The 22421-nt window shown below is 71.1% G+C and carries 21 protein-coding genes; 13 read left to right on the top strand and 8 right to left on the bottom strand.

The annotated features are described in order from the left end of the window. Positions 1-77 precede the first annotated feature (77 nt). Entirely contained in the window at positions 78-1124 is a 1047-nt protein-coding gene (locus ACWCPY_RS02590; RefSeq protein ID WP_451262467.1) for an alpha/beta hydrolase, read from the top strand. Positions 1125-1142: 18 nt separating this feature from the next. Here ACWCPY_RS02590 and ACWCPY_RS02585 read toward each other — a convergent pair whose 3' ends face one another. Together ACWCPY_RS02585 and ACWCPY_RS02580 are read right to left on the bottom strand one after the other, a co-directional pair. Next, positions 1143-2159, bottom strand: coding sequence for an aldo/keto reductase (locus tag ACWCPY_RS02585; RefSeq protein WP_451262466.1), 1017 nt, complete (start codon positions 2157-2159; stop codon positions 1143-1145). Further along, positions 2159-2620: a MerR family transcriptional regulator gene (locus tag ACWCPY_RS02580; RefSeq protein ID WP_451262465.1), complete on the bottom strand. Its 462-nt coding sequence runs from the start codon at positions 2618-2620 to the stop codon at positions 2159-2161. The genes ACWCPY_RS02585 and ACWCPY_RS02580 overlap by 1 nt, the downstream gene beginning before the upstream one ends. Positions 2621-2690: 70 nt before the next feature. Between ACWCPY_RS02580 and ACWCPY_RS02575 the strand changes: the two genes are divergently transcribed. Then, positions 2691-3512, top strand: coding sequence for a serine hydrolase domain-containing protein (locus ACWCPY_RS02575; RefSeq protein ID WP_451262463.1), 822 nt, complete (start codon positions 2691-2693; stop codon positions 3510-3512). A gap of 87 nt (positions 3513-3599) precedes the next feature. Further along, positions 3600-3899 (top strand): NIPSNAP family protein, encoded by a 300-nt coding sequence (locus tag ACWCPY_RS02570; protein WP_451262462.1) that lies wholly within the window; start codon positions 3600-3602, stop codon positions 3897-3899. Between the two features lie 10 nt (positions 3900-3909). Here the strand turns inward: ACWCPY_RS02570 and ACWCPY_RS02565 are convergent, their stop codons facing one another. After that, positions 3910-7443, bottom strand: coding sequence for an nSTAND1 domain-containing NTPase (locus ACWCPY_RS02565; protein ID WP_451262461.1), 3534 nt, complete (start codon positions 7441-7443; stop codon positions 3910-3912). 288 nt (positions 7444-7731) lie between these two features. Continuing rightward, the gene (locus tag ACWCPY_RS02560) at positions 7732-8166 is read right to left on the bottom strand and encodes an ATP-binding protein (protein WP_451262460.1); all 435 of its coding nucleotides are present in this window, start codon (positions 8164-8166) and stop codon (positions 7732-7734) included. Positions 8167-8253: 87 nt separating this feature from the next. Between ACWCPY_RS02560 and ACWCPY_RS02555 the strand changes: the two genes are divergently transcribed. Beyond that, positions 8254-9102, top strand: a complete 849-nt coding sequence (locus ACWCPY_RS02555; protein ID WP_451262459.1) for a helix-turn-helix domain-containing protein — start codon at positions 8254-8256, stop codon at positions 9100-9102. After that, the gene (locus tag ACWCPY_RS02550; RefSeq protein WP_451262458.1) at positions 9062-9325 is read left to right on the top strand and encodes a DUF397 domain-containing protein; all 264 of its coding nucleotides are present in this window, start codon (positions 9062-9064) and stop codon (positions 9323-9325) included. The genes ACWCPY_RS02555 and ACWCPY_RS02550 overlap by 41 nt, the downstream gene beginning before the upstream one ends. 72 nt (positions 9326-9397) lie before the next feature. On the opposite strand, the gene ACWCPY_RS02545 is transcribed toward ACWCPY_RS02550, so the two are convergent. After that, a complete protein-coding gene (locus tag ACWCPY_RS02545; protein ID WP_451262457.1) occupies positions 9398-10600 on the bottom strand; it encodes an eCIS core domain-containing protein in 1203 nt (400 codons plus the stop codon). Between the two features lie 203 nt (positions 10601-10803). On the opposite strand from ACWCPY_RS02545, the gene ACWCPY_RS02540 reads away from it, so the two are divergent. Beyond that, positions 10804-11394, top strand: coding sequence for a GNAT family N-acetyltransferase (locus tag ACWCPY_RS02540; protein WP_451262456.1), 591 nt, complete (start codon positions 10804-10806; stop codon positions 11392-11394). A gap of 1 nt (position 11395) precedes the next feature. On the opposite strand, the gene ACWCPY_RS02535 is transcribed toward ACWCPY_RS02540, so the two are convergent. Next, a complete protein-coding gene (locus ACWCPY_RS02535; protein WP_451262455.1) occupies positions 11396-12052 on the bottom strand; it encodes a pirin family protein in 657 nt (218 codons plus the stop codon). Positions 12053-12168: 116 nt separating this feature from the next. Here ACWCPY_RS02535 and ACWCPY_RS02530 point away from each other — a divergent pair, with 116 nt between their 5' ends. The 5 genes from ACWCPY_RS02530 (at position 12169) to fabF (ending at position 17038) form a co-directional block, all read left to right on the top strand. Then, a complete protein-coding gene (locus ACWCPY_RS02530; protein WP_451262454.1) occupies positions 12169-13368 on the top strand; it encodes a PucR family transcriptional regulator in 1200 nt (399 codons plus the stop codon). A gap of 89 nt (positions 13369-13457) precedes the next feature. Then, positions 13458-14372, top strand: coding sequence for an ACP S-malonyltransferase (locus ACWCPY_RS02525; RefSeq protein ID WP_451262453.1), 915 nt, complete (start codon positions 13458-13460; stop codon positions 14370-14372). A 13-nt stretch (positions 14373-14385) separates the two neighbouring features. Next, positions 14386-15387, top strand: coding sequence for a beta-ketoacyl-ACP synthase 3 (locus ACWCPY_RS02520; RefSeq protein WP_451262451.1), 1002 nt, complete (start codon positions 14386-14388; stop codon positions 15385-15387). 63 nt (positions 15388-15450) lie between these two features. Then, positions 15451-15699 (top strand): acyl carrier protein, encoded by a 249-nt coding sequence (locus ACWCPY_RS02515; protein WP_266733232.1) that lies wholly within the window; start codon positions 15451-15453, stop codon positions 15697-15699. Positions 15700-15775: 76 nt separating this feature from the next. Continuing rightward, on the top strand, positions 15776-17038 hold the full coding sequence (gene fabF / locus ACWCPY_RS02510; RefSeq protein WP_451262450.1) for a beta-ketoacyl-ACP synthase II: 1263 nt from the start codon (positions 15776-15778) through the stop codon (positions 17036-17038). Positions 17039-17119: 81 nt separating this feature from the next. On the opposite strand, the gene ACWCPY_RS02505 is transcribed toward fabF, so the two are convergent. After that, positions 17120-17614, bottom strand: coding sequence for a DUF3145 domain-containing protein (locus ACWCPY_RS02505; protein ID WP_451262449.1), 495 nt, complete (start codon positions 17612-17614; stop codon positions 17120-17122). Positions 17615-17964: 350 nt separating this feature from the next. Between ACWCPY_RS02505 and ACWCPY_RS02500 the strand changes: the two genes are divergently transcribed. Both ACWCPY_RS02500 and ACWCPY_RS02495 read left to right on the top strand, forming a co-directional pair. After that, on the top strand, positions 17965-18873 hold the full coding sequence (locus tag ACWCPY_RS02500) for an SGNH/GDSL hydrolase family protein (protein ID WP_451262448.1): 909 nt from the start codon (positions 17965-17967) through the stop codon (positions 18871-18873). 11 nt (positions 18874-18884) lie between these two features. Beyond that, positions 18885-19883, top strand: a complete 999-nt coding sequence (locus ACWCPY_RS02495; RefSeq protein WP_451262447.1) for an aldose epimerase family protein — start codon at positions 18885-18887, stop codon at positions 19881-19883. 47 nt (positions 19884-19930) lie between these two features. Here ACWCPY_RS02495 and ACWCPY_RS02490 read toward each other — a convergent pair whose 3' ends face one another. After that, entirely contained in the window at positions 19931-22402 is a 2472-nt protein-coding gene (locus tag ACWCPY_RS02490; RefSeq protein ID WP_451262446.1) for a glycoside hydrolase family 3 protein, read from the bottom strand. Positions 22403-22421 lie beyond the last annotated feature (19 nt).

The raw sequence follows: 22421 nt of genomic DNA, 5'->3' as shown, positions 1-22421 counted from the left end.
GCCCTCTTCCTACCTTCCTCCCCGTCGCGCCGGACGGCGCACGGGAGCCGGATCAGCCGGAGAGGGAGGACGAGGGGATGCGCCGCTACGCGAGGACTCTGGTCGCGTTCGCACTGGCCACCACAATGGTGGCGGGGACGGCCGGTTGGGCGTCCGGGAACGCCCAGCAGCCCCTCACCGGACCGCCCCCGGGCACGGCGGCCTGGCGCGCGGACCACGCGCTGGGTCGGGAGCTGCCAGACCCGGGGCGGAGCACCCCTGCTGAAGTTGCCCGGTTCTTCAGGGGGTTGACCGTCGAGCAGCAACAGGCTCTGGCCGTACGCCATCCGCTGGTTGTCGGCAACCTGGACGGCGCTCCGGTCGAGCTGCGCTACCGGGCCAACGCCCTTTCCCTGAAGGCCAGTCACGACCCCCGGTACGCCCACCTGGGAGAGGGCCGGGGACGGCAGATCCTCGCGTTCGACCCGCGCGGACGCGGTCAGGTCGCCGAGGTCCTCGGGGACCTGCGCACCGCGCGCCATGTCGCGGTCGTGGTGCCGGGTTCCGACATCGACGCCGGAACCTTCGACCGTACGAACGATGTGTACGGCACTCCGGCCGGCATGGCGAAGGCGCTGTACGCCCGGACCGGGCCCGGCAGCGCGGTCGTGGCCTGGGCCGGATACACCACGCCCGTGGGCCTCGGCATCGATGCCGCGACGGGCTCGCTCGCCGAGGCGGGGGCCGGCCGGCTGGAGCGGTTCACGGACGGTCTCGCGGCCGACGGTGTGCCCGCGCCCGCCGTGTTCTGCCACAGCTACGGCTCCGTCGTGTGCGGGCTCGCCGCGTCCCGGCTGCGCGCCCGGGACCTGGTCGTCCTCGGCTCGCCCGGGATGCGCGCGGACGACGTCGCCGATCTGCACACCGGTGCCCGGGTCTGGGCGGCGAAGGACGCCACGGACTGGATCGGCAAGGTGCCGAACGTCGAGGTGGCGGGGCTCGGCCACGGCCCCGACCCGGCCGCCCCGGAGTTCGGCGCGCGCCGCGTCCCGGCCGACGACGCCCGCGGTCACACCGGCTACTTCGCCCCGGGCACGGACTCGCTGCGCGCCTTCGCCGCGATCACCGAGGGGAAGGCGCGCTGAGCCCGGGGCGACGGGCGGCTACTCGCGTGCGGCGGAGGTCGAGCTCATGTCCGGGTACCGGTCCCCGGCCACCAGCCCCGCGATCGGCTCCAGCTGTGCCAGCTCCCCGTCGGTCAGCGTGAGCCGGGTGGCGGCCACGTTCTCCAGCAGCCGGCTGCTCCTGCGGGTGCCCGGGATCGGCACCACGGTCAGCCCGTGCACCTGGGCCCGCTGCTGCACCCAGGCGAGCGCCACCTGCGCGGCCGACGCCCCGTGCGCCGCCGCGATCTTGTGGACGGGCTCCAGCAGGGCGGCGTTCTTCTTCGCGTTGTCGCCGGTGAAGCGGGGCTGGTACTGGCGGAAGTCGCCCTCCGACAGCTCCTTGGCCGCGTCCGTGAACGCCCCGGTCAAAAAGCCCCGGCCGAGCGGCGAGTACGGCACGAGGGTCACCCCGAGCTCCACGGCGGCCGGTACGGCGCTGCGCTCGACGTCCCGGCTGAAGAGCGACCACTCCGACTGCAGGGCCGCGATCGGGTGCACCGCGTGCGCCTCGCGCAGCTCCGCGCCGGTCACCTCGCTGAGCCCGAGCTGCTTGACCTTGCCCTGCTGGACCAGCTCGGCCATCGCGCCGACGGACTCGGCCAGCGGGACGTCCGGGTTGCGGCGGTGCATGTAGTAGAGGTCGATGACGTCGGTGTCCAGCCGCCGCAGGCTGTCCTCGACGGCCTTGCGGATGTACGCGGGGTCGTTGCGCACGCCCCGGTAGTGCGGGTCGTCCTGCTTGCGCTCTATGGCGAACTTCGTGGCGAGGGTGATCTCGTCCCGGTGCGCCCCGACGAACGGGGCGAGGAAGGTCTCGTTGGCACCGAGACCGTACACATCCGCGGTGTCGAAGAGGGTGACGCCCGCCGCCAGCGCCGTCTCCAGCGTCTCGCGGGCCGCGGGTTCATCGGTGGCGCCGTAGAACTCGCTCATGCCCATGCAGCCGAGTCCCTGTACGCCGACCTGAGGGCCGCCGTCGCCGAGCTCCACGGTGGTGATCTTGTCGTCAGTCATCAGGCACTGGGCCTTTCCGGCGCCCGGCGGGCGCCCGCATAGAAGTCGATCTTGTGGTCGAGCACGGCGAGGGTGTCCTGGAGCTCCGCGATCCGCGTCCTCACGTCGCGGCGGGTCGCCTCCAGCAGCTCCTGCCGTTCCTCGAAGGTGTGCTCGCCCTCGCGCAGCAGCTCCGCGTACCGGACCATGTCGGCGACCGGCATCCCGGTCAGCCGCAGCTTGCCGACGAAGGCCAGCCAGTCCAGGTCACGGTTGGTGAAGCGGCGCTGGCCGGTGTGGGACCGGTCGACGTGCGGCATCAGCCCGATCCGCTCGTACCAGCGCAGGGTGTGCGCGGTGAGCCCGGTGAAGGCCGCAACCTCACTGATGGTGTACCGGTCGTGGCCCTCGGGACGCGGATGCGCCTGCGGGGCCGTGGCGCAGACGTCCACCTTCGTCGAAGTGCTCTCCATCACCGTCATGACCTCCACGCTAGAACCTTGGAGTGCACTCGAAGCAAGCGCAATCGGGGACGGGTTTAGGCTCATACGCATGCAGAGCCTGGCGATGATCGAAAACTGGCCCGTCCCCACCGCGGCGGCTGCCGTCGTACGAGCGGACGGCACCGTTGTCGGTACGCACGGCCCGACCGCGCACCGTTTCCCGCTCGCCTCCGTCACCAAGCCGATCGCGGCCTACGCGGCGCTCGTGGCGTACGAGGAGGGCGCGGTCGAGCTGGACGAGCCGGCCGGGCCCGAGGGGTCCACCGTCCGGCACCTGCTCGCGCACACCAGCGGGCTCGCCTTCGACGAGCACCGTACGACGGCCGCGCCCGGCACCCGCCGGCTCTACTCCAACGCGGGCTTCGAGGTGCTCGGCGACCACATCGCCAAGGCCACCGACATCCCGTTCCCCGAGTACGTGCGCCAGGCGGTGCTGGAACCGCTGGGCATGACGGCGACGACCGTGGAAGGCTCGCCCGCCAAGGACGGCGTCTCGACCGTCGACGACCTCGTGCGGTTCGCGGCGGAGGTGCAGGTACCCCAGCTCCTCGACCCGCACACGGTGCTCGCCGCGCAGACCGTCGTCCACCCGGGTCTGAAGGGCGTGCTGCCGGGCTACGGACACCAGAACCCCAACGACTGGGGCCTCGGCTTCGAGATCCGGGACTCCAAGTCGCCGCACTGGACGGGCAGTTCCTCGTCGCCTGCGACCTTCGGGCACTTCGGGCAGTCGGGGACGTTCCTGTGGATCGACCCGGTCGCGGGCGCGGCGTGCGTCGCGCTGACCGACCGGGCCTTCGGCCCGTGGGCGGTGGAGGCGTGGCCGCCGTTCACGGACGCGGTGCTCGCGGAGCTGCGCTCCGGTCGCTGAGGGGGATCACCGGTCGGCGGCCTTCGCGGCCAGGCACTCGAACCACACCGTCTGCACGCAATCACGACTTCGAGAGGGACACCGCCCGTGCCCAGGACCACGCAGCTCCGCACCTACACCGTTCGCGACGGTCTGCTCGACGAGTGGGTACGGCGCTGGCGGGCGGACATCGTGCCGTTGCGGCTGGAGCTGGGGTTCGAGATCGGCGGGGCCTGGGTCGATCGGGAGCGCAACCAGTTCGTGTGGATGATCTCCTACGACGGCCCCGAGACCTTCGCTGAGCGCAATGCTCTGTACTGGTCGTCGCCTGCCCGCAAGGTTATGGACCTCGATCCGGACGACTACCTGGTGAGCACGGACGACCGGACGGTGGAGCAGTGCTACTGAGCGGCGTCCGCTACGTCGCCAGCGGTAGCAGGTGACGACGCCGCTCGTCCTGGGTCAGGGTCCGGAAGACCCGGCCCCGGGCATGGGCCTCAAGCTGGTCGTAGTCGGGGGAAGCCGGCCAGATGCGGGCCGTCCCGTCGAACGAGGCGGTCAACAAGCGTGTGCTGTCCTGCGACCAGGCGACCGACGCCACCTTGTCCTGGTGGACGCCGACCACCGCGATCTCCTCGAATGCGGAGGCCGACCAGACCCGAACGGTGCGGTCGTCCGAGCCCGTGGCGAGATACCGGCCGTCGGGTGACCAGGCAACGGCGCGGACCCGGCCTTCGTGACCCTTCAGCACGTCGATGCGTCGGCCGGTAGCCACGTCCCATACCGCTGCGGTCCAGTCTCCGGATGCGGTGACGACCCTCTGTTCGTCCGGCGCCCACGACACGTCGTCCACGTAGTTCTCATGACCGCGCAGAACAGTGAGCTGCCGGCTTTCGGTGACATCCCAGAGGCGGCAGGTGCGGTCGTCGGATGCGCTGGCCAGGTACCGGCCGCTGGAGGACCATGCGACACGCCCCACCCAGTCCTGGTGGCCAGTCAGCGCGGTGAGTTCGGCCCCTGTGTCTGCTTCCCGCACGCGTACGGCCCCGTCGTGTCCGCCCGTCGCGACGCGGTCCCCCCGTGGCGACCAGGCACACCCTTCGATGACCTCGCCCCGCAACTCGACCAGCGTGGTGCCTGCTTCATCGGCGATGCGGAGAAGACCGTCGTTGGTGGCGAATGCGATCCGGTTGTGCGGCGACCACCCCACACTCCACACCCGGTCTTCGAGTACTGCGTTCAGGCCCGCCGGTGTCCCGTCGGCCGCATGCCAGGCCCTGACGGTGCCGTCGTCGGATGCGGTCGCGAAGCTGTGCTCGTCGGCGGACCAGACCGCCTGGTTCACCGGGCCCCCGTGACCGTAGGCGGCGACTGTCTCGGCTCCTCGCGGGCGGAGATCCCACACGCTCGCGGTCCCGTCGGTCGAACTCGTGGCGAGCTGCGTGCCCGACGGCGACCAGGTCACGCCCCACACGGTGTCGGAGTGGCCGCGGAGCACGGCCAGCACCTTGGCATCGTCGGCACGGACGAGCCGCACCGTGTGGTCGGAGGAGGCGGAAGCGAGTATCCGGCTGTCCGGCGACCAGGCCAGGTTCCATACGTAGTCGGTGTGCCCGCGCAGGAGCAGCTTCAGCGCGCCGGTTCGGGCGTCCCAGATGCGGGCGGTGTGGTCGCCGGAGCCCGTGGCGATGGAGCCCCCGTCCGGCGACCAGGCAATGCCTTCGACGAAATCCGAGTGGCCGGTCAGCGTGGCGATGGAGGCTCCCGACGCCACGTCCCACACAATCGCCGTCTGGTCGTGGGAGGCAGAGGCAATACGAGTGCTGTCCGGCGACCAGGTGACGCCCCACGTGTCATCGCGATGACCACGCAACTCCTGGACGACAGCACCGGTTTCGGCGCTCCAGACACGTACGACGCGGTCCTTCGAGGTGGCGGCGATACGGGCACCATCGGGTGACCACGCCACCTGCCTGACGATGTCCGTGGCCCCGGTCAGCAGCCGGACGGGCTCCCCTGACAGCGCGTCCCAGACGCGTACAGCTCTTTCCCTGCCCGCTGTCGCGATCAGGGCGGAGTCCGGGGACCAGGAAACCGACTCGACCATGGCGCCGCCGGAGGGCAGAACGAGCAGCGCGCGGCCGGATCCGGCGTCGAAGACACGGCCAGAGCCATCCCGTGACGCAGTGGCCAGGAGTCGGCCGTCAGGGGACCAGGCGATATGGCGAACCGTGTCCGTGTGCCCGTCCAGACGGGTGCGGTGGTGACTCGAAGCCAGCGCGGCCATGAGTCCGCGACGGGCCGGGGGTGTGGGTGTGCACTCGCCGAGCGCTGCCAGGGCGAGAAGTATCGACCGCTCGGGATGGCTCTCCGCGCTGCTGAGTGCGTACTGACCGATGCTCTCGGAGAGGCGGCTGAGGTAGGCGAGGTCGCGCTGCTGCGAGTGCTGGACCAGCGTTCGGACGGACTGTGAGGCACTGCCCATTTCATCCAGCACTGCGAGTCGGCGCTGGGCGAGCGCGAGCCGTTCTCCTGAGAGGAGGTAGTCGTCACTACGGCCGGACTGCTCCCAGTCCTCGGCCCATCGCTCCAGCTCCGCGCGCTCGCGCAACTGCTCGATGCGCGACTCGACCTCTTGTCGCAGGGGTGCCCACTGGCGGAACAGTGCTTCGTGCGTCACCTGCACATAGGGCAGTTGGCCGGAAACCGCATCCCCCTGAGCGTCGGAAACGAGCAGCCGTGCATCGACAAAGGCGTCCACCACGCGTCGTTCACGAGTGGTGAGGTCCGCCAGCCCGACTCGTTCGCGGGCCACGTCCTGGCCTTGGACCGTGACGAATCGGAGGAGGACCCGAAGGACGAAGTCGATGCCGTCGCCCGGGCCCAGAGCGGCCACCGTCTGGTCCGCCTGCCGGGCGAGAGCACCGGCGACCCCACCGAGACTGCGGTACAGCTCCGGCGTGACGGTCTCTCCGGGACCGGACGCGAAGTACAGCTCCTGGAGGAGGTAGGCGAGCAACGGAAGAGCATCGTCCGTCGCGGCCTCTTCCACGATGGTGTCCACCACACCCGGAGCGAAGGAGAGGCCTACGAGGGCCCCAGGGCCCTCTACGACCTGGGAGAACTGGCTTCGCGCCAACGCACCCAGCGCGATCGGATGCTGGAAGAGATCGGCATGCCCCGTGACCAGGACCCGGCCCAGGAAGTCCACCCGGATCGTAGTCAGGACACGGACGCTGGGGTCCTGGTCCACGCAGAAGCGGAGCAGGTCGAGGAACTGGGCGTGCTCGCGATCGCCGGCGAGTGTGAGCACCTCCTCGAACTGGTCGATCACGAGAAGTACCCGCCGGAACCGGCCGCCGCGCAGCCGTGCCAGTTCGTTCTTCAGCGCATCCGGCCCCTGGCGCAGCCGTCGTAGGACAACACCTGCCGGTTCCTGTCCCCCGCTCGCAGCTGCCAGGGCCGACGCGAGCGCACCAAGAGGGTTCGGTCCTGGGGAGAATGCGGGCACAAGTGTCCAGCGGCGCCCTTGCAAACGGGGAATCACTCCGGCTCTGACCAGCGAGGACTTACCGCTCCCTGACGCGCCGACGAGCACCAGGAAGCGGTCGGTCGGCCGCTCCGACGAAGCATGCAGTTTCTGTGTCAGGTCGGCAACCAAGGATTCTCGCCCGAAGAACACGGCTGCCTCGTCCTCGGCGAAGGCATCCAGCCCGGGGTACGGCACTCTGTCGCGCGGCCAGTCGAGCGGTGGTGGGGGAGGGTTCTCCAGCCGGTACACGACGACCTGGCCGACGACCATCGCGATGAGCAGGACGCCAATGGCCGGCACGGACGCATGCTGAATGACCTTGAGCAGCCATGGCGTGTCGTCGACGTTGGTGGCGTAGTTGGTGACAATGCCGAACAGGCTTGCGACCAGGACCAACACGACCTGCAGCGCAAGCTGCAAGCGATGCCTCATGTCGAACTGACCAGTGAGCGGCAGCGGTCGGATTCACGCACCATCGCTTGTCCCCCCGCTCCCCGGCAGCAACAGACATCATCGAACTCCGCGGAGCCGAGATCAACTGCGCATGAGCCAATCAAGCCACAGCGCGCCCTCGCGAACCGAGCCGCCACCCTGATCAGGCTTTGCCCCCACCACATGACGCCCCTCGACACATCGACTGGAGGCAGGTCGAAACCGACCTCGGCAGGCGGCTTCCCAAGGACTACAAGCAGCTCGCATAGAAGAAGATCATCGGTCGGCGGCCTTCGCGGCCAGGCACTCGAACCACACCGTCTTTCCGCGCCCGTCCCGGCGCGGTTCGACGCCCCATCGGTCGGTGAGCGCGGCGACCAGCAGCAACCCCCGTCCACCCTCGTCGAGTTCGTCTCCGACGACCATCATCGGCACGTCGGCACAGTCGTCCGCGACCTCGACCCGCACGCCCCCGGCCGGGAGCCGGAAGATGAACGTCTGGCAGCGACGGCCGGGCACGTGCCGCACCACGTTCGCGATCAGCTCGGTCAGCGCCAGCTCCGCCGCGTCGGCCACATCCGGGAGTTCCCAGCCGGTGAGGTAGAGGTGCAGGATGCGGCGCAGATGCCGCGCGGAGTGCTCGCCCACCGCGAAGTCGGCGTGATAGGTCGGCTCGACGCTGCCCGGCGGCGGAGCGGATACGTGATTCATGTCACCAGAGTGCAGCGGTTTGGCTACGCTCGGCTACGTACGGAAACGAACGCCGCGAGGCGTTGAACGCCGGAGGTGCGCCCCGCCGTGGCCAACATCCAGACCCTCAATCCCAGCGCTTCCCCACTGGATTACTACGGCTGGGAACTGCGCCGACAGAGAGAGGCCGCCAGCCTCAAGCAGGGGCAGCTCGGCGACATCATCTTCTGCACCGGTTCCTTGATCGGTCAGATCGAGACCACGAAGAAGGTACCCACCCGCGACTTCTCCGAGCGCTTGGACGCGGCGCTCAACACGGGTGGCGTGTTCTCTCGGCTGATCGGCCTGGTCCTGCACAGCCAATTGCCCGCCTGGTTCCAGCCGTACGCGGAGATGGAGGCCAAGGCCGCGTACATTTCCACGTTCCAGTCACAGGTGGTGTACGGGCTGTTGCAGACGCACGAGTACGCACAAGCGGTGCTGGCCACCGGTATGCCGGACGACCTCGACAATCAGGTGGCGGCCCGGATCGAGCGCCAGCGCATCCTGAAGCGGGAACGGCCCCCACTCGCCTGGGCCGTCCTCGACGAGGCCGTGCTGCACCGGCCGATCGGTGGCAACGAGGTCATGCGGCAGCAACTGCTCCGGCTGTTGGAGTTCGTCGACCACCGCTGGATGCGGATCCAGGTGCTGCCCTTCGCGGCCGGTGAACATGCAAGCCTGGATGGCTCGTTCACCACAATGCGCTTCAACAGCGACCCGGACATCGTCTACACGGAAGACATCGTTTCCGGTCATATGACCGCCAGCCCCGACACTGTCAGGGAGGCCGCACTCCGTTACGCTCACTTGCAGGCCACAGCCCTCTCCGTAGAGGAATCTGCGGCGCTGATCACCCGCGTGATGGAGGAGCGTTATGGAGACCGGCCACGACCTGAAAAACGCGCGGTGGCGTAAGTCCAGTTACAGCGGCAGCACCGGCGGCGAGTGCGTCGAGTGCACCGTCACCGGCGGCGCCGCATGGCGCAAGTCCAGCTACAGCGGCACCAACGGCGGCGAATGCCTCGAAGTGGTCGACGGGCTCCCCTGCGCCGTGCCCGTCCGGGACAGCAAGAACCCGGACGGGCCGGTCCTGGTCGTCGGAGCGGACGCCTGGCGGGCGTTCGTGGGCACGCTCTGAGGTTGTCCGAAGCCTGAACGGCGAAGGGGCCCGAGGACGACCGAGCGTCGGCCTCGGGCCCCTTCGTCCTCGTCAGACCAGCGGTTCGATCATGTGGGTCCGGCGCTGGGACCGCGTGGCCGCGTCGCCCGACCAGGCCGTCCGGTTCGGGTCGAGACCCACGCCGTTGGCGAGGCCGAGACTGGCGACCACGGCGTTGTGCTCGACGCAGGCCTGTCGCAACGGATCGATGAACTCGCTCTGCAGCTCCGTCTGCGTGACCGCCGCCCCGGCGGTGACCTTCGCGTCGATGAAGTCGTAGACATGCTCCAGCTGTTCGGAGCGGGGCGTGATGGCACCGTCCTCGGCGAAGTTGAGGTCCGGTCCGCTGCTGCCCGGGTCGTCGTTCCTGACCGCTGGTTCGGGGCCGAGAGCGAAATTCGCCGGAACGTTCTTCAACGCCTTGGAGACGGAGGGGAGCTGGCTGCTGTTCGTGGTGAACGCGGTCGGGGCGACCGGTGCCAGAGCCGTCACGACATCGGTCAGCTGGCCCGGGGTGAGGAGACCGGCGAATTTTTCGAGCAGCGACTTGGGCACGATGTGGTGCAGGGTGTGCACGAGCGCGTTGCCCGGGTTGGCCGCCTTCTCCGCGGCCAGGGCGTTCTTCGTCGGGTTGTTCTTCCAGTCACCGGCGCGCTGGACCGATGCCCCGGCGGTCGACGGCGCATGCGAGGCGGACTCCTCCCGGTCGCCGGGCACCCCGGTCCGTACCGGTGCGGACATGACCCGGCGGGCGTTCTGCTCGGCGGCCCGCTCGTAGCGGTCCGAGGGGTCGGAGATCCGCAGGCCCGCGCCGTTGTCGGTGCCTGCGACCGCGCCCTGTCGTTGCTGGACGACATGGGTCAGCTCATGGGCGAGGGTGTGCTTGTCGCCTCCGCCCGCGCCGACGACGACATGGTGGCCGGAGGTGTAGGCGCGGGCGCCGACCTCGGCGGCGGAAGCCCGGGCGGTGCTGTCGTCGTGAATGCGTACGTCGGAGAAGTCGGCGCCGAGGCGCGCCTCCATCTCCTCCCGGAGCGGGGCGTCCATGGGCCTGCCGCCGGTGCGCAGGACGTCGTGGACGGCGGAACGCTGCACCTCGTGCCGGTGCTCCTGCGACTGCTGCTGCTCCTCCTCGGAGTGCGCCCAGGAGTGTCCGGCCTGCCGGAGCAGCTGGACGACGGCGGCGTTGCCGAGGCTGCTCTGGAGGTTGAGCGGCAGGTGCTCGGGGAGTTCGTCCGTCTCCGGTCGTCTCACCGGCGTGTGCGCGCGAGCGGAACCATGGGCGCGTTCGGAGTCTCGTGCGCGCATCAGAAGCCTTCCGTAAGGGTGCACGGGGTGGTGGCCCCTCCATCACTACGCGAAACGCGCAGGTGCGGGCCAGGTACACGAGGGCAGAATCGGTCGGCCCGCCGGACAGAGCGGCATGGCCGACGCGACACCCGCTACTCTCCTCGGCCATGGCCGACATAGTCCGCGCTACCGCCGCCGATGTCCCCGCGCTCGCCGCCGTGCTCGCCAGTGCCTACGCCGAGGATCCCGTCTGGAGCTGGCTGATGCCGCGCGACCGGGACCGGCGGCTGCGGCTGCTGTTCACCGCGCACCTGGCCCAGCAGGTCCCGGCCGGCCGGGTCTGGACCGATCCGGAGCGCACCGTCGCGGCGGTGTGGGCGGAGCCCGGGAAGTGGAAGCTGCCGGCGACGTACCTGCTGCGCAACGCGGGACCGCTCGTACGCGCGGCGAGGACCCAACTCCCGCGTACGGCGGGAAGGCTGTTCGCCATGGAGCACCGCCATCCGGCCGGTCCCGAGCACTGGTACGTCGAGTACATCGGCACCCGGGCGGACGCGCGCGGCACCGGGCGCGGGGCTCGGGTGCTCGGCGGGCTGCTGGAGCGGGCGGACGCGGACGGGCGGCCGGTCTTCCTGGAGTCCAGCAACCGCCGCAATCTCACCTTCTACCAGCGGCACGGCTTCGTCGTGCACGAGGAGATGACGTTTCGGGCCGGGCCGCCCATGTGGTCGATGTGGCGGCGGGACGGCGGCCGGTAGTTCAGGCCGGCAGTTCCCAGATCAGCACCTCGGCCGGTCCGGTCGCCACCAGCTCCAGCCCCTCCTCGCCGGTGATCCGCACCGAGTCGCCCGGCTCCAGCTCCTCGTCGCCGAGCCGTACGCCCCCGGCCACCACATGGACGTACACCCGCGCCGCGTCCGGCAGCGCCACCCGCTCCCCCGGGGCCGGCCTGCGCACGTGGAGCAGTGCACCGGCCGCCGGGACGGCGTACGGGGTGGTGTCGGTGAGGCCGGGCACGATCGTGTACGAGGGTTCGCCGCCCGGTTCGAGCGGCGCCAGCCACATCTGGACGAACGTCAGCGGGGTGTCCCCGTCGTTGCGTTCGACGTGGCGCACGCCGGAGGCGGCGCCGAGGTGCTGGAGGCCACCGGGGCGTACGACCGTGGCGTGGCCGGTGGAGTCGCGGTGGGTCAGCTCGCCCTCGACGACCCAGGTGACGATCTCCGTATGGCTGTGGGGGTGTTCGTCGAAGCCCGCGCCGGGCTCCAGCCGCTCCGTGTTGCAGGCCATGATCGGGCCGAAGCGCAGATTGTCCGGGTCGTAGAAGCTGCCGAAGGAGAAGGCGTGCCGGGACAGGATGCCGGCGTCCTGGTCCCCGCCCTGGAAGCGGTCCTCGGCGCGGTGTACGGAGATCACCCGCCCACGGTAGCCGGGCGGGGGCGCGGGTGGACCTCCCGGCCGCTACCGGCCGGTACGACCCGCGGTCGCCCCGGCCCACCGTGCTCGTGGCCGGATAAGGCAGTCTTGTCTCCGTGCCCCGACCCGATCCTGAACAGCCCGAGGCGAACGCCGCCCACCTGCATGCCGCGACCCTGAAACGCCTGGAACAGTCCTCCGGCCGGCTCGCCGCGAACGCGATCGCCCGCATGGACGAGTCGCTGCCCTGGTACCGGGCGATGCCACCGGAGAACCGGTCCTGGATCGGTCTGGTGGCCCAGGCCGGTATCGCGGCGTTCACCGAGTGGTTCCGGCACCCGGAGACCCCGCAGGCCATCTCCACCGATGTGTTCGGGACGGCTCCGCGCGAGCTGACCCGGGCGATCACCCTGCGGCAGACCGTCGAGATGGTGCGTACGACGATCGAGGTCATGGAGGCCGCGATCGAGGAGGTCGCCGCGCCCGGCGACGAGTCGGTGCTGCGCGAGGCGCTGCTCGTCTACGCCCGGGAGATCGCCTTCGCGACCGCCCAGGTGTACGCGCAGGCCGCCGAGGCGCGCGGCGCCTGGGACGCCCGGCTGGAATCGCTCGTGGTGAACGCGGTGCTGTCCGGCGAGGCCGACGAGGGCGCCGTGTCACGCGCCGCGGCGCTCGGCTGGAACTCCCCCGAACACGTCTGCGTGGTGCTGGGCACCGCCCCGGACGGCGACAGCGAGCTGACCGTGGAGGCGATCAGGCGGGCCGCCCGGCACGCCAAGCTCCAGGTCCTGACCGGGGTGCTCGGCAACCGCCTGGTGGTCATCGCGGGCGGCAGCGACAACCCGTTGCAGGTCGCGAAGGCGCTGATCGGCCCGTACGCGGCGGGCCCCGTCGTCGCCGGACCCGTGGTGCCCGACCTGCTGGCGGCGACCCGGTCCGCGCAGGCCGCGGCCGCCGGACTCAGGGCGTGCGGTGCCTGGCAGGACGCGCCTCGGCCGGTGCTCGCCGACGATCTGCTGCCGGAGCGCGCGATGGCGGGGGACCCCGCCGCGCGGGACCAGTTGGTGGAGGAGATCTACAGACCGCTGGAAGAAGCGGGCTCCGCTCTGCTCGAAACCCTCAGTGTGTATCTGGAGCAGGCGAGCAGCCTGGAGGGCGCGGCCCGAATGCTCTTCGTCCACCCGAACACCGTGCGCTACCGGCTTCGACGTGTGACAGACGTCACCGGATGGTCCCCTTCCGACGTCCGCTCGGCGTTCACGCTGCGGATCGCCCTGATCCTGGGGCGCTTGGCCGCGAGAGATCCTCAGTCCTAGACTTTTGTCGGACATCAACAATTCCCCATACGGTTCTTCGTCCCTGTCCCCACGGGTGTTCCGGACCGTTCACAAGAGAGAGTGTGAGGGTGCTCGTACTCGTCGCTCCCGGCCAAGGCGCTCAGACGCCCGGCTTCCTGACTCCCTGGCTCGACCTCCCCGGTGCCACCGACCGCGTCGCGGCCTGGTCCGACGCCATCGGGCTCGACCTCGCCCACTACGGCACCAAGGCCGACGCGGACGAGATCCGTGACACCTCGGTGGCGCAGCCGCTGCTGGTGGCCGCCGGTCTGCTGTCCGCCGCCGCACTCGACGCGTCGCCGAACGTCGTCGCAGGTCACAGCGTTGGCGAGATCACCGCAGCCGCATTCGCCGGAGTCATCGGCGACGAGGCCGCGCTGCGTCTCGTACGGACCCGCGGGCTCGCCATGGCCGAGGCCGCGGCCGTCACCGAGACCGGTATGGCCGCGCTGCTGGGCGGTGACCCCGAGGTGTCGGTCGCGCACCTGGAGAAGCTCGGGCTGACCCCGGCGAACGTCAACGGGGCGGGTCAGATCGTCGCCGCGGGCACCGCCGCGCAGATCGCCGCGCTGGTCGAGGACAAGCCCGAGGGCGTGCGCCGCGTGGTGCCCCTCAAGGTCGCCGGCGCCTTCCACACGAGCCACATGGCCCCCGCCGTCGACCGGCTGCGCGAGGCCGCCGCGGAGCTGAAGCCCGCCGACCCGGCCGTGACATATGTCTCGAACGCCGACGGGAAGGCCGTCGCCGGCGGCGACGAGGTCATCGCCCGGCTGGTCGGCCAGGTGGCCAACCCGGTCCGCTGGGACCTGTGCATGGAGACCTTCAAGGAGCTGGGCGTCACGGCTCTCGTCGAGGTCTGCCCCGGCGGCACCCTCACGGGGCTCGCCAAGCGCGCGCTGCCCGGTGTCCAGACGCTCGCGCTCAAGACCCCCGACGACCTCGACGCGGCCCGCGCGCTCATCTCCGAGCACGCAGGCGCCTAAGGAGCCCGAGAGAATGTCGAAGATCAAGCCCAGCCAGGGCGCCCCGTACGCACGGATCATGGGTGTCGGCGGCTACCGTCCGACCCGGATCGTGCCCAACGAGGTGATCCTCGAGACGATCGACTCGTCCGACGAGTGGATCCGTTCGCGCTCCGGCATCGCCACCCGCCACTGGGCCTCCGAGGAGGAGACCGTGGCCGCGATGTCCGTCGAGGCGTCCGGCAAGGCCATCGCGGACGCCGGGATCACGCCCGATCAGATCGGCGCCGTGATCGTCTCCACCGTCTCGCACTTCAAGCAGACCCCGGCCATCGCGACCGAGATCGCCCACCTGGTCGGCGCGGGCAAGCCCGCCGCCTTCGACATCTCGGCCGGCTGCGCGGGCTTCGGCTACGGGCTGACCCTCGCCAAGGGCATGATCGTCGAGGGCTCGGCGGAGTACGTGCTGGTCATCGGCGTGGAGCGGCTCAGTGACCTCACCGACAAGGAGGACCGCGCGACGGCCTTCCTCTTCGGCGACGGCGCCGGCGCGGTCATCGTCGGCCCCTCCAAGGTGCCCGCCATCGGCCCGACCGTCTGGGGCTCCGAGGGCGACAAGTCCGAGACCATCAAGCAGACCGTGGCGTGGGACGAGTTCCACGCCGAGCGCCCGGAGAAGTTCCCGGCCATCACGCAGGAGGGCCAGGCGGTGTTCCGCTGGGCCGTCTTCGAGATGGCGAAGGTCGCCCAGCAGGCGCTGGACGCGGCCGGGATCGCCCCGGAAGACCTGGACGTCTTCATTCCGCACCAGGCCAACATGCGGATCATCGACTCGATGGTGAAGACCCTGAAGCTGCCGGAGAACGTCACCGTCGCCCGCGACGTGGAGACCACCGGCAACACCTCCGCCGCCTCGATTCCGCTCGCAATGGAGCGGCTCCTGGCGACCGGTCAGGCGAAGAGCGGCGACACCGCGCTCGTCATCGGCTTCGGGGCGGGTCTCGTCTACGCCGCGACGGTCGTTACCCTCCCCTAGGCACACCGGGCCGTTTCGGCCCGCACGCCCCAACCTGCAGTTAAACATCGAAGGAGCGCCAACATGGCCGCCACTCAGGAAGAGATCGTCAAGGGTCTCGCCGAGATCGTCAACGAGATCGCCGGTATCCCGGTCGAGGACGTCCAGCTGGACAAGTCCTTCACCGACGACCTGGACGTCGACTCGCTGTCCATGGTCGAGGTCGTCGTCGCCGCCGAGGAGCGCTTCGACGTCAAGATCCCCGACGAGGACGTCAAGAACCTCAAGACGGTCGGCGACGCTGCCGAGTACATCCTCAAGCACCAGGGCTGATCAGGCCTGCACTGTGTCGCCACCCGGCGGTGGCGCCGCTGATTCACGACCCTCTACACGTGGAGAAGATTTTCCAGTGAACTCGACCAATCGCACCGTGGTCGTCACCGGTATCGGCGCAACCACTCCGCTGGGTGGCGACTCGGCGTCGACCTGGGAAGGTCTGATGGCCGGCCGGTCCGGCGTCAAGCCTCTCGAGGGCGAACGTTTCGCCGAGCTGCCCGTCCGGATCGCCGCCCTCGCGGCCGTCGACCCGGGCGACGTCCTGCCCCGTCCGCTCGCCCGCAAGCTGGACCGCTCGGCGCAGTTCGCGCTGATCGCGGCCCGTGAGGCCTGGGCCGACGCCGGTTTCACCGGCAAGGCCGGCGAGGACGAGAACATCCGGCCCGAGCGGCTGGGCTCGGTCATCGCCTCCGGCATCGGCGGCGTGACCACTCTGCTCGACCAGTACGACGTGCTCAAGGAGAAGGGCGTACGCCGCGTCTCCCCGCACACCGTGCCCATGCTCATGCCCAACGGACCGGCGGCCAACGTCGGTCTCGAGGTCAACGCCCAGGCCGGTGTCCACACCCCGGTCTCCGCCTGCGCCTCGGGCGCCGAGGCGATCGGGTACGCCGTCGAGATGATCCGCACCGGCCGCGCCGACGTGGTCCTCGCCGGTGGCACCGAGGCGGCGATCCACCCGCTGCCGATCGCGGCGTTCGCCAACATGATGGCGATGTCCAAGAACAACGAGGAGCCCGAGAAGGCCTCCCGTCCGTACGACACCGGCCGTGACGGCTTCGTCCTCGGCGAGGGCGCCGGAGTGGTCGTCCTGGAGTCCGCGGAGCACGCCGCGAAGCGTGGCGCCAGGGTCTACTGCGAGGTGCTGGGCCAGGGGCTGTCCGCGGACGCCCACCACATCGCGCAGCCCGAGCCGACCGGGCGCGGTATCGCCGCCGCGATGCAGAACCTGCTGGACCAGACGGACCTCAAGCCGTCCGAGGTCGTGCACCTCAACGCGCACGCCACGTCGACGCCGCAGGGCGATGTCGCGGAGCTGAAGGCCCTGCGCAAGATCCTGGGCGACGACCTCGACCATGTCGCGATCTCCGCGACGAAGTCGATGACCGGTCACCTCCTCGGTGGCGCGGGCGGCATCGAGACCGTCGCGACGGTCCTGGCGCTGCACCACCGGATGGCGCCGCCCACGATCAACGTGGAGCACCTCGACGAGGCCGTGGAGGCGGACATCGTGCGCGACGAGCCCCGGCCGCTGCCGGAGGGGACGATCGCCGCGATCAACAACTCGTTCGGATTCGGCGGACACAACGTGGTCCTGGCGTTCCGCAGCGTCTGACCCGCGGTCCGCGGTCCCGGTACGACGAGGCCCGCCCTCCCCTCTCGGGAGGGCGGGCCTCGTTCGCTGCGTTCCGCGCCGTCACACCACCTGGTGCAGCCACCGCACCGGTGCGCCCTCGCCCGCGTGGCGGAAGGACTCCAGTTCGTCGTCCCACGGCTTGCCGAGCAGTTTGGCGATCTCGGCCTCCAGGTCGCTCTCGCCCTGGACGGACCTGGCCAGCGCCGCCCGCAGCCGGTCCTCGGGGACCAGGATGTCGCCGTGCATGCCGGTGACGGCGTGGAAGATGCCGAGGCCGGGCGTGGAGCTGTAGCGCTCGCCCTCCGACGTGGCGCTCGGCTCCGCCGTCACCTCGAAGCGCAGCAGGTCCCAGCCCCGCAGCGCGGAGGCGAGCTTGGACGCCGTACCGGGGCGGGCCTGCCAGGAGAACTCGGACCGCCAGGTGCCGGGTGCGGCAGGCTGTCTGATCCAGTCCAGCTGGACCCGCACACCGAGGACACCGCCCACCGCCCATTCGACATGGGGGCAGAGCGCGCGCGGTGCGGAGTGAACGTACAGAACTCCACGTGTCGTCACCGGGACCTCCAGTGTGGGACGAAGTTCGCCTTCCCCAGCGGTCTCGCACCCGTACCGTCTCTTCTCGGCCGGATCCCGAGGTTGTCATCAGTAAACAGCATCGGGGTGAAACTCCTGAAAAGGGACAGTATGTGACGTGATGTGATTTCCTGAAAGCCACCCGAGTGGAGCCGGGCGGGGGAACGCGCCGCTGGTTCGACGAGGAAAAGCTACCGCGCGGCGGGGTCCCAGGTGTGACGTACGGTCGGTCCCGGGCCCATCATCCGCTCAGCTTTCACTCGCCGGAGCGGCCGGGCCTTCCGACCGGTGCCACCAGGGGTTGCCGGGGGCATAACCGAGGGGACCAAGGCATGCAGGATCGTTCCGCCCGCCGCCGTTCGCGTACCGCGGCCGCCCTCCTGGCGGCGGTCTCGGTGCTCGGCACGGCCGTGCTGACGGGCTGTGACTCCGGACCCGAGGGGACGACGAAGGGGGCGGCCGCGCAGCCTTCGGCCAGGCCGGGACCGGTCTGGGACCGTGAGCCGGATTCGGTGGCCGCCGTCGGCGACTCCATCACCCGGGGCTTCGACGCCTGTTCGGTGCTGGCGGACTGCCCCGAGGTCTCCTGGGCGACCGGCACCGACCGCGAGGTGCGCAGCCTGGCCGTGCGGCTGCTCGGTGAGACGGGGGCCGCCTCGCGCAGCTGGAACCACGCCGAGACGGGCGCCAGGATCGCGCAGCTGCCGGAGCAGATGGCGCTGGCCGCGAAGGAGAAGCCCGATCTGGTGACGGTGATGATCGGTGCCAATGACGCCTGCCGGGACTCGGCGCGGTACATGACGCCGGTGGCTGATTTCCGCGCCTCGTTCGAGGCCTCGATGCGTCAGCTGCGGTCCGGGGCGCCCAAGGCGCAGGTGTACGTGTCGAGCGTGCCGGACCTCAAGCGGCTCTGGTCGACGGGGCGCGGCAACGCGCTGGGCAAGCAGGTCTGGAAGCTGGGGATCTGCCGGTCGATGCTGGGCGACGCGGACGACATGGGCGCGCGGGCGTCGGCCCGGCGCGCGTCGGTGCAGGAACGGGTCGTGGCGTACAACACGGTGCTGCGGGAGGTCTGCGCGAAGGACCGGCGCTGCCGTTACGACGGCGGGGCGGTCTTCGACTACCCCTTCACCGGCAGACAGCTCAGCCAGTGGGACTGGTTCCATCCGGGGCGCGACGGGCAGGCGAGGCTGGCGGAGATCGCGTACCGCAATGTCACCGCCGCCCGGCCGCCCGCGTAAGGTCCGTGATCATGGTCACTGGTTCGGGCACGGCAACACGCACGGAAGACTTCGGCACTCTCGCGGACGGCAGCCGGGTGCACCGATGGACGCTGGAACGGGACGGTACGCGGGTGCGCGTGCTGACGTACGGCGGCATCGTGCAGTCGGTCGAGGTGCCGGACCGGGACGGGGCGCGCGCCGAGGTCGCGCTCGGGCTGCCGGACCTGGCCGGGTACCAGGCGTTCCCCGGCCCGTACTTCGGCGCGCTGGTCGGGCGGTACGCGAACCGGATCGGCGGGGCCCGCTTCGAACTGGACGGGCGCACGCACCGGCTGACGCCGAACGAGGGGCGCAACCAGGTGCACGGCGGGGCCGGGGGCTTCGACAAGCGCGTGTGGCGGGCGCGGGAGGTCGCCGGGGGTGTGGAGCTCTCGCTGGTCTCGGAGGACGGCGAGGAGGGCTTCCCGGGCCGTCTCGCGGTGTCGGCGGCCTACACCCTGGACGAGGGCGGGGCGCTGCGGATCGCGTACCGGGCGACGACCGACGCCCCGACGGTGCTGAACCTGACGAACCACACGTACTGGAACCTCGCGGGCGCCGGCAGCGGCAGCGCGCTCGGCCAGACGCTGCGGATCGCGGCCGGGCGGATCACCCCGGCGGACGCCGAGTCGCTGCCCACGGGCGAGTTCCTGCCGGTGGACGGCACCCGGTTCGACTTCCGTGAGCCGCGGCCGGTCGGCGCGGGCTACGACCACAACTTCGTGCTGGACGCGGCGGGAACGGGTCCGGCCGCCGAGCTGTACGACGCTGCCTCGGGGCGGGTGCTGACCGTGACGACGACGGAGCCGGGGCTCCAGCTGTACACGGCGGACCACTTCGACGGGCGGCCGTTCGGCCCGTGCGCCGGGATCGCGCTGGAGACCCAGCACTTCCCCGACTCGCCGAACCGGCCCGCGTTCCCGAGCACGGTGCTGCGGCCGGGCGAGGAGTTCGTCTCGACGACCGTGTACGGATTCACGGTGCGCTGACGGTGCGGCGGGGGACGGGCACCGCTCCGTCCCCCGCCGCCCGGCCGCTACTCCTCGATGTCCACGGTCGCCGTCAGGCGTACGTCGGCGAGCGAGCGGGCCGCCTGCACCTCGTACGTGCCGGGGACCAGGACCCAGCCGTACGCCTCCTCGTCCCAGATCTCGTACGTACGCCGCTCCAGCGCGATCACCGTCTCGGCGCTCTCGCCGGGGGCCGCCTCGACCCGTGCGAAGCCGGCCAGCCAGCGGGCCGGGCGCCCGGCGGTGTCGTCCCGGGGGGCGAGGTAGACCTGGACGGTCTCGGCGCCCGGCCGGGTGCCGGTGTTGCGGAGGCGCACGGTGACGGAGTCCGGGCCGGCCGTGAGGCCCTCGTACTCCCAGGTGGTGTAGCCGAGTCCGTGGCCGAAGGGGTAGGCGGGCGCGGTGCCCGCCTTCTCCCAGGCCCGGTAGCCGACGAAGACTCCCTCGTCGTAGTGGAGTTCGCCGTCGGTGGGGGTGGTGCCGGAGACCGGGACGTCGGCGAGCGCGGCCGGCCAGGTGGTGGGCAGGCGCCCGCCCGGTTCGCCGGCGCCGAGCAGGACGTCCGCGAGCGCGTGGCCGGCCTCCTGGCCGGGGAACCAGCCGAGCAGGACCGCGGCGACCTCGTCGCGCCACGGGAGCTCCACCGGGGAGCCGGAGTTGACGATCACGACGGTGTCCGGGTTGGCTGCGGCGACGGCCCGGACGAGGTCGTCCTGGTGGCCGGGGAGCCTCAGGTCGGTGCGGTCGAAGCCCTCGGACTCGACGCGTTCGGTGGTGCCGACGACGACGATCGCGGTGTCCGCGGCGCGGGCCGCCCCGACGGCCTCGGCGATCAGCTCCTGGGGATCGCGGCGCGGGCCGAGGTGGCAGAGGGAGAACGAGACGCCGAGGACCGGCTGGTCGTCGTCCAGGGTCTCGGGGACCTGCCGCAGCGAGACCTCGACGGGTTCGCCCGCGGTGAGGGTGATCCGGCCGCGCTCCAGCGGGTTGCCGAAGAACGCCTCGCCGGGGTCGGCGGATCCGGTGACCCGGTGGACCTGGTCGTACAGGGTCTCGCCCGCGACGGTGAGGGTGAGCGCGCCGGTGCCCCGGGTGCCGAAGACGTGCTCGCCGCTGTCGCGCGGGACGAAGGTGCCGGTGATCTCGACGGTGTGCAGCGTGGCGCGGGTGACGCCCTCGGGGAGGTCGTCGCCGATCCACTGGACGGTGCCGCCGCGCAGCGGTGCGGTGCCGATGACGGTGCCGGCCTCGTCGTAGCAGACGGCCCTGAACTCGAAGCCCTTCTCGGCGGGGACGAGTTCGGTGTTGGGGTCGGCGCCGACGCGGTAGTCGACGACGCCCTCGGGGAGGGCGGCGAGGAGGCCGTCGAGCGGGCTGACGACGTGGGGCGGGAAGACCTGCGCGGAGCCGCCGCCCAGGACCCGGGCGTCCCTGGCGAGCGCCCCGCTGACCGCGACGGAGCGGACGGCCGCCGGGTCGATGGGGAGGGCGGCGCGTTCGTTGCGTACGAGGACGAAGGAGCGGCGGGCGATCTCGCGGGCCAGCGCGTCCCCGTCGACGGCGGCGGGGCGGGCGGCCTCGTCGACGACGGGCGGGGCGCCGTCCAGGATGCCGACACGGGCGGCCAGCCGCAGCACATTGCGTACCGCGCCGTCGACGACGGACTCCGCGACCTCGCCGGCCCGCACGGCGTCGGCGAGCGCCTTGCCGTAGACCGTCTTCGGGCCCGGCATCGCGACGTCGAGGCCGCCGTCGGCGGCGGCGACGGTGGAGCGGGCGGCCAGCCAGTCGGAGACGATGAAGCCGTCGAAGCCCCATTCGCCACGCAGCACCGCGTTCTGCAGATAGCGGTGCTCGGTCATGGTGGAGCCGTTGACCCGGTTGTAGGCGGCCATGATGCCCCACGGGTGGGCGTTCTTGACGATGCGTTCGAACGGGGCGAGGTAGATCTCGCGCAGGGTGCGCGGGGCGACGATGTTGTCGACGGTGAAGCGGTCGGTCTCGGCGTCGTTGGCGACGAAGTGCTTGACGGTCGTGCCGACGCCGCCGTCCTGCACGCCGAGCACGTAGCCGGTGCCGATCTCGCCGGTGAGGTACGGGTCCTCGCTGTACGTCTCGAAGTGGCGCCCGCCGAGCGGGGAGCGGTGGAGGTTGACGGTCGGGGCGAGCAGGACGTGGACGCCCTTGCGGTGAGCCTCCTGGGCCAGCAGCCGGCCGGCCCGGCGGGCCAGGGCCGGGTCCCAGGTCGCGGCCAGCGCGGTGGGCGAGGGCAGCGCGACGGACGGGTCGTCGGCGCTCCAGGCGACGCCCCGGACGCCGATCGGCCCGTCGGACATCACCAGGGAGCGCAGCCCGATGCCGGGCAGCGCGGGCAGCGACCACATGTCCTGGCCGGCCAGCAGCCGCGCCTTGTCGTCGAGCCCGAGCGCGGCGAGCGCCGCGTCGACCGCGGCCTCGCGGACCGCATCGGGGTTGGTGGGTGTGGACGCGCCTGCCACGGCCGTACCTCCTCGTCGG

It is taken from the genome of Streptomyces sp. NPDC002403 (assembly GCF_053593015.1).
Note: the sequence above shows the minus strand (reverse complement) of the source record. Positions and strands in the feature narration are given on the sequence as shown.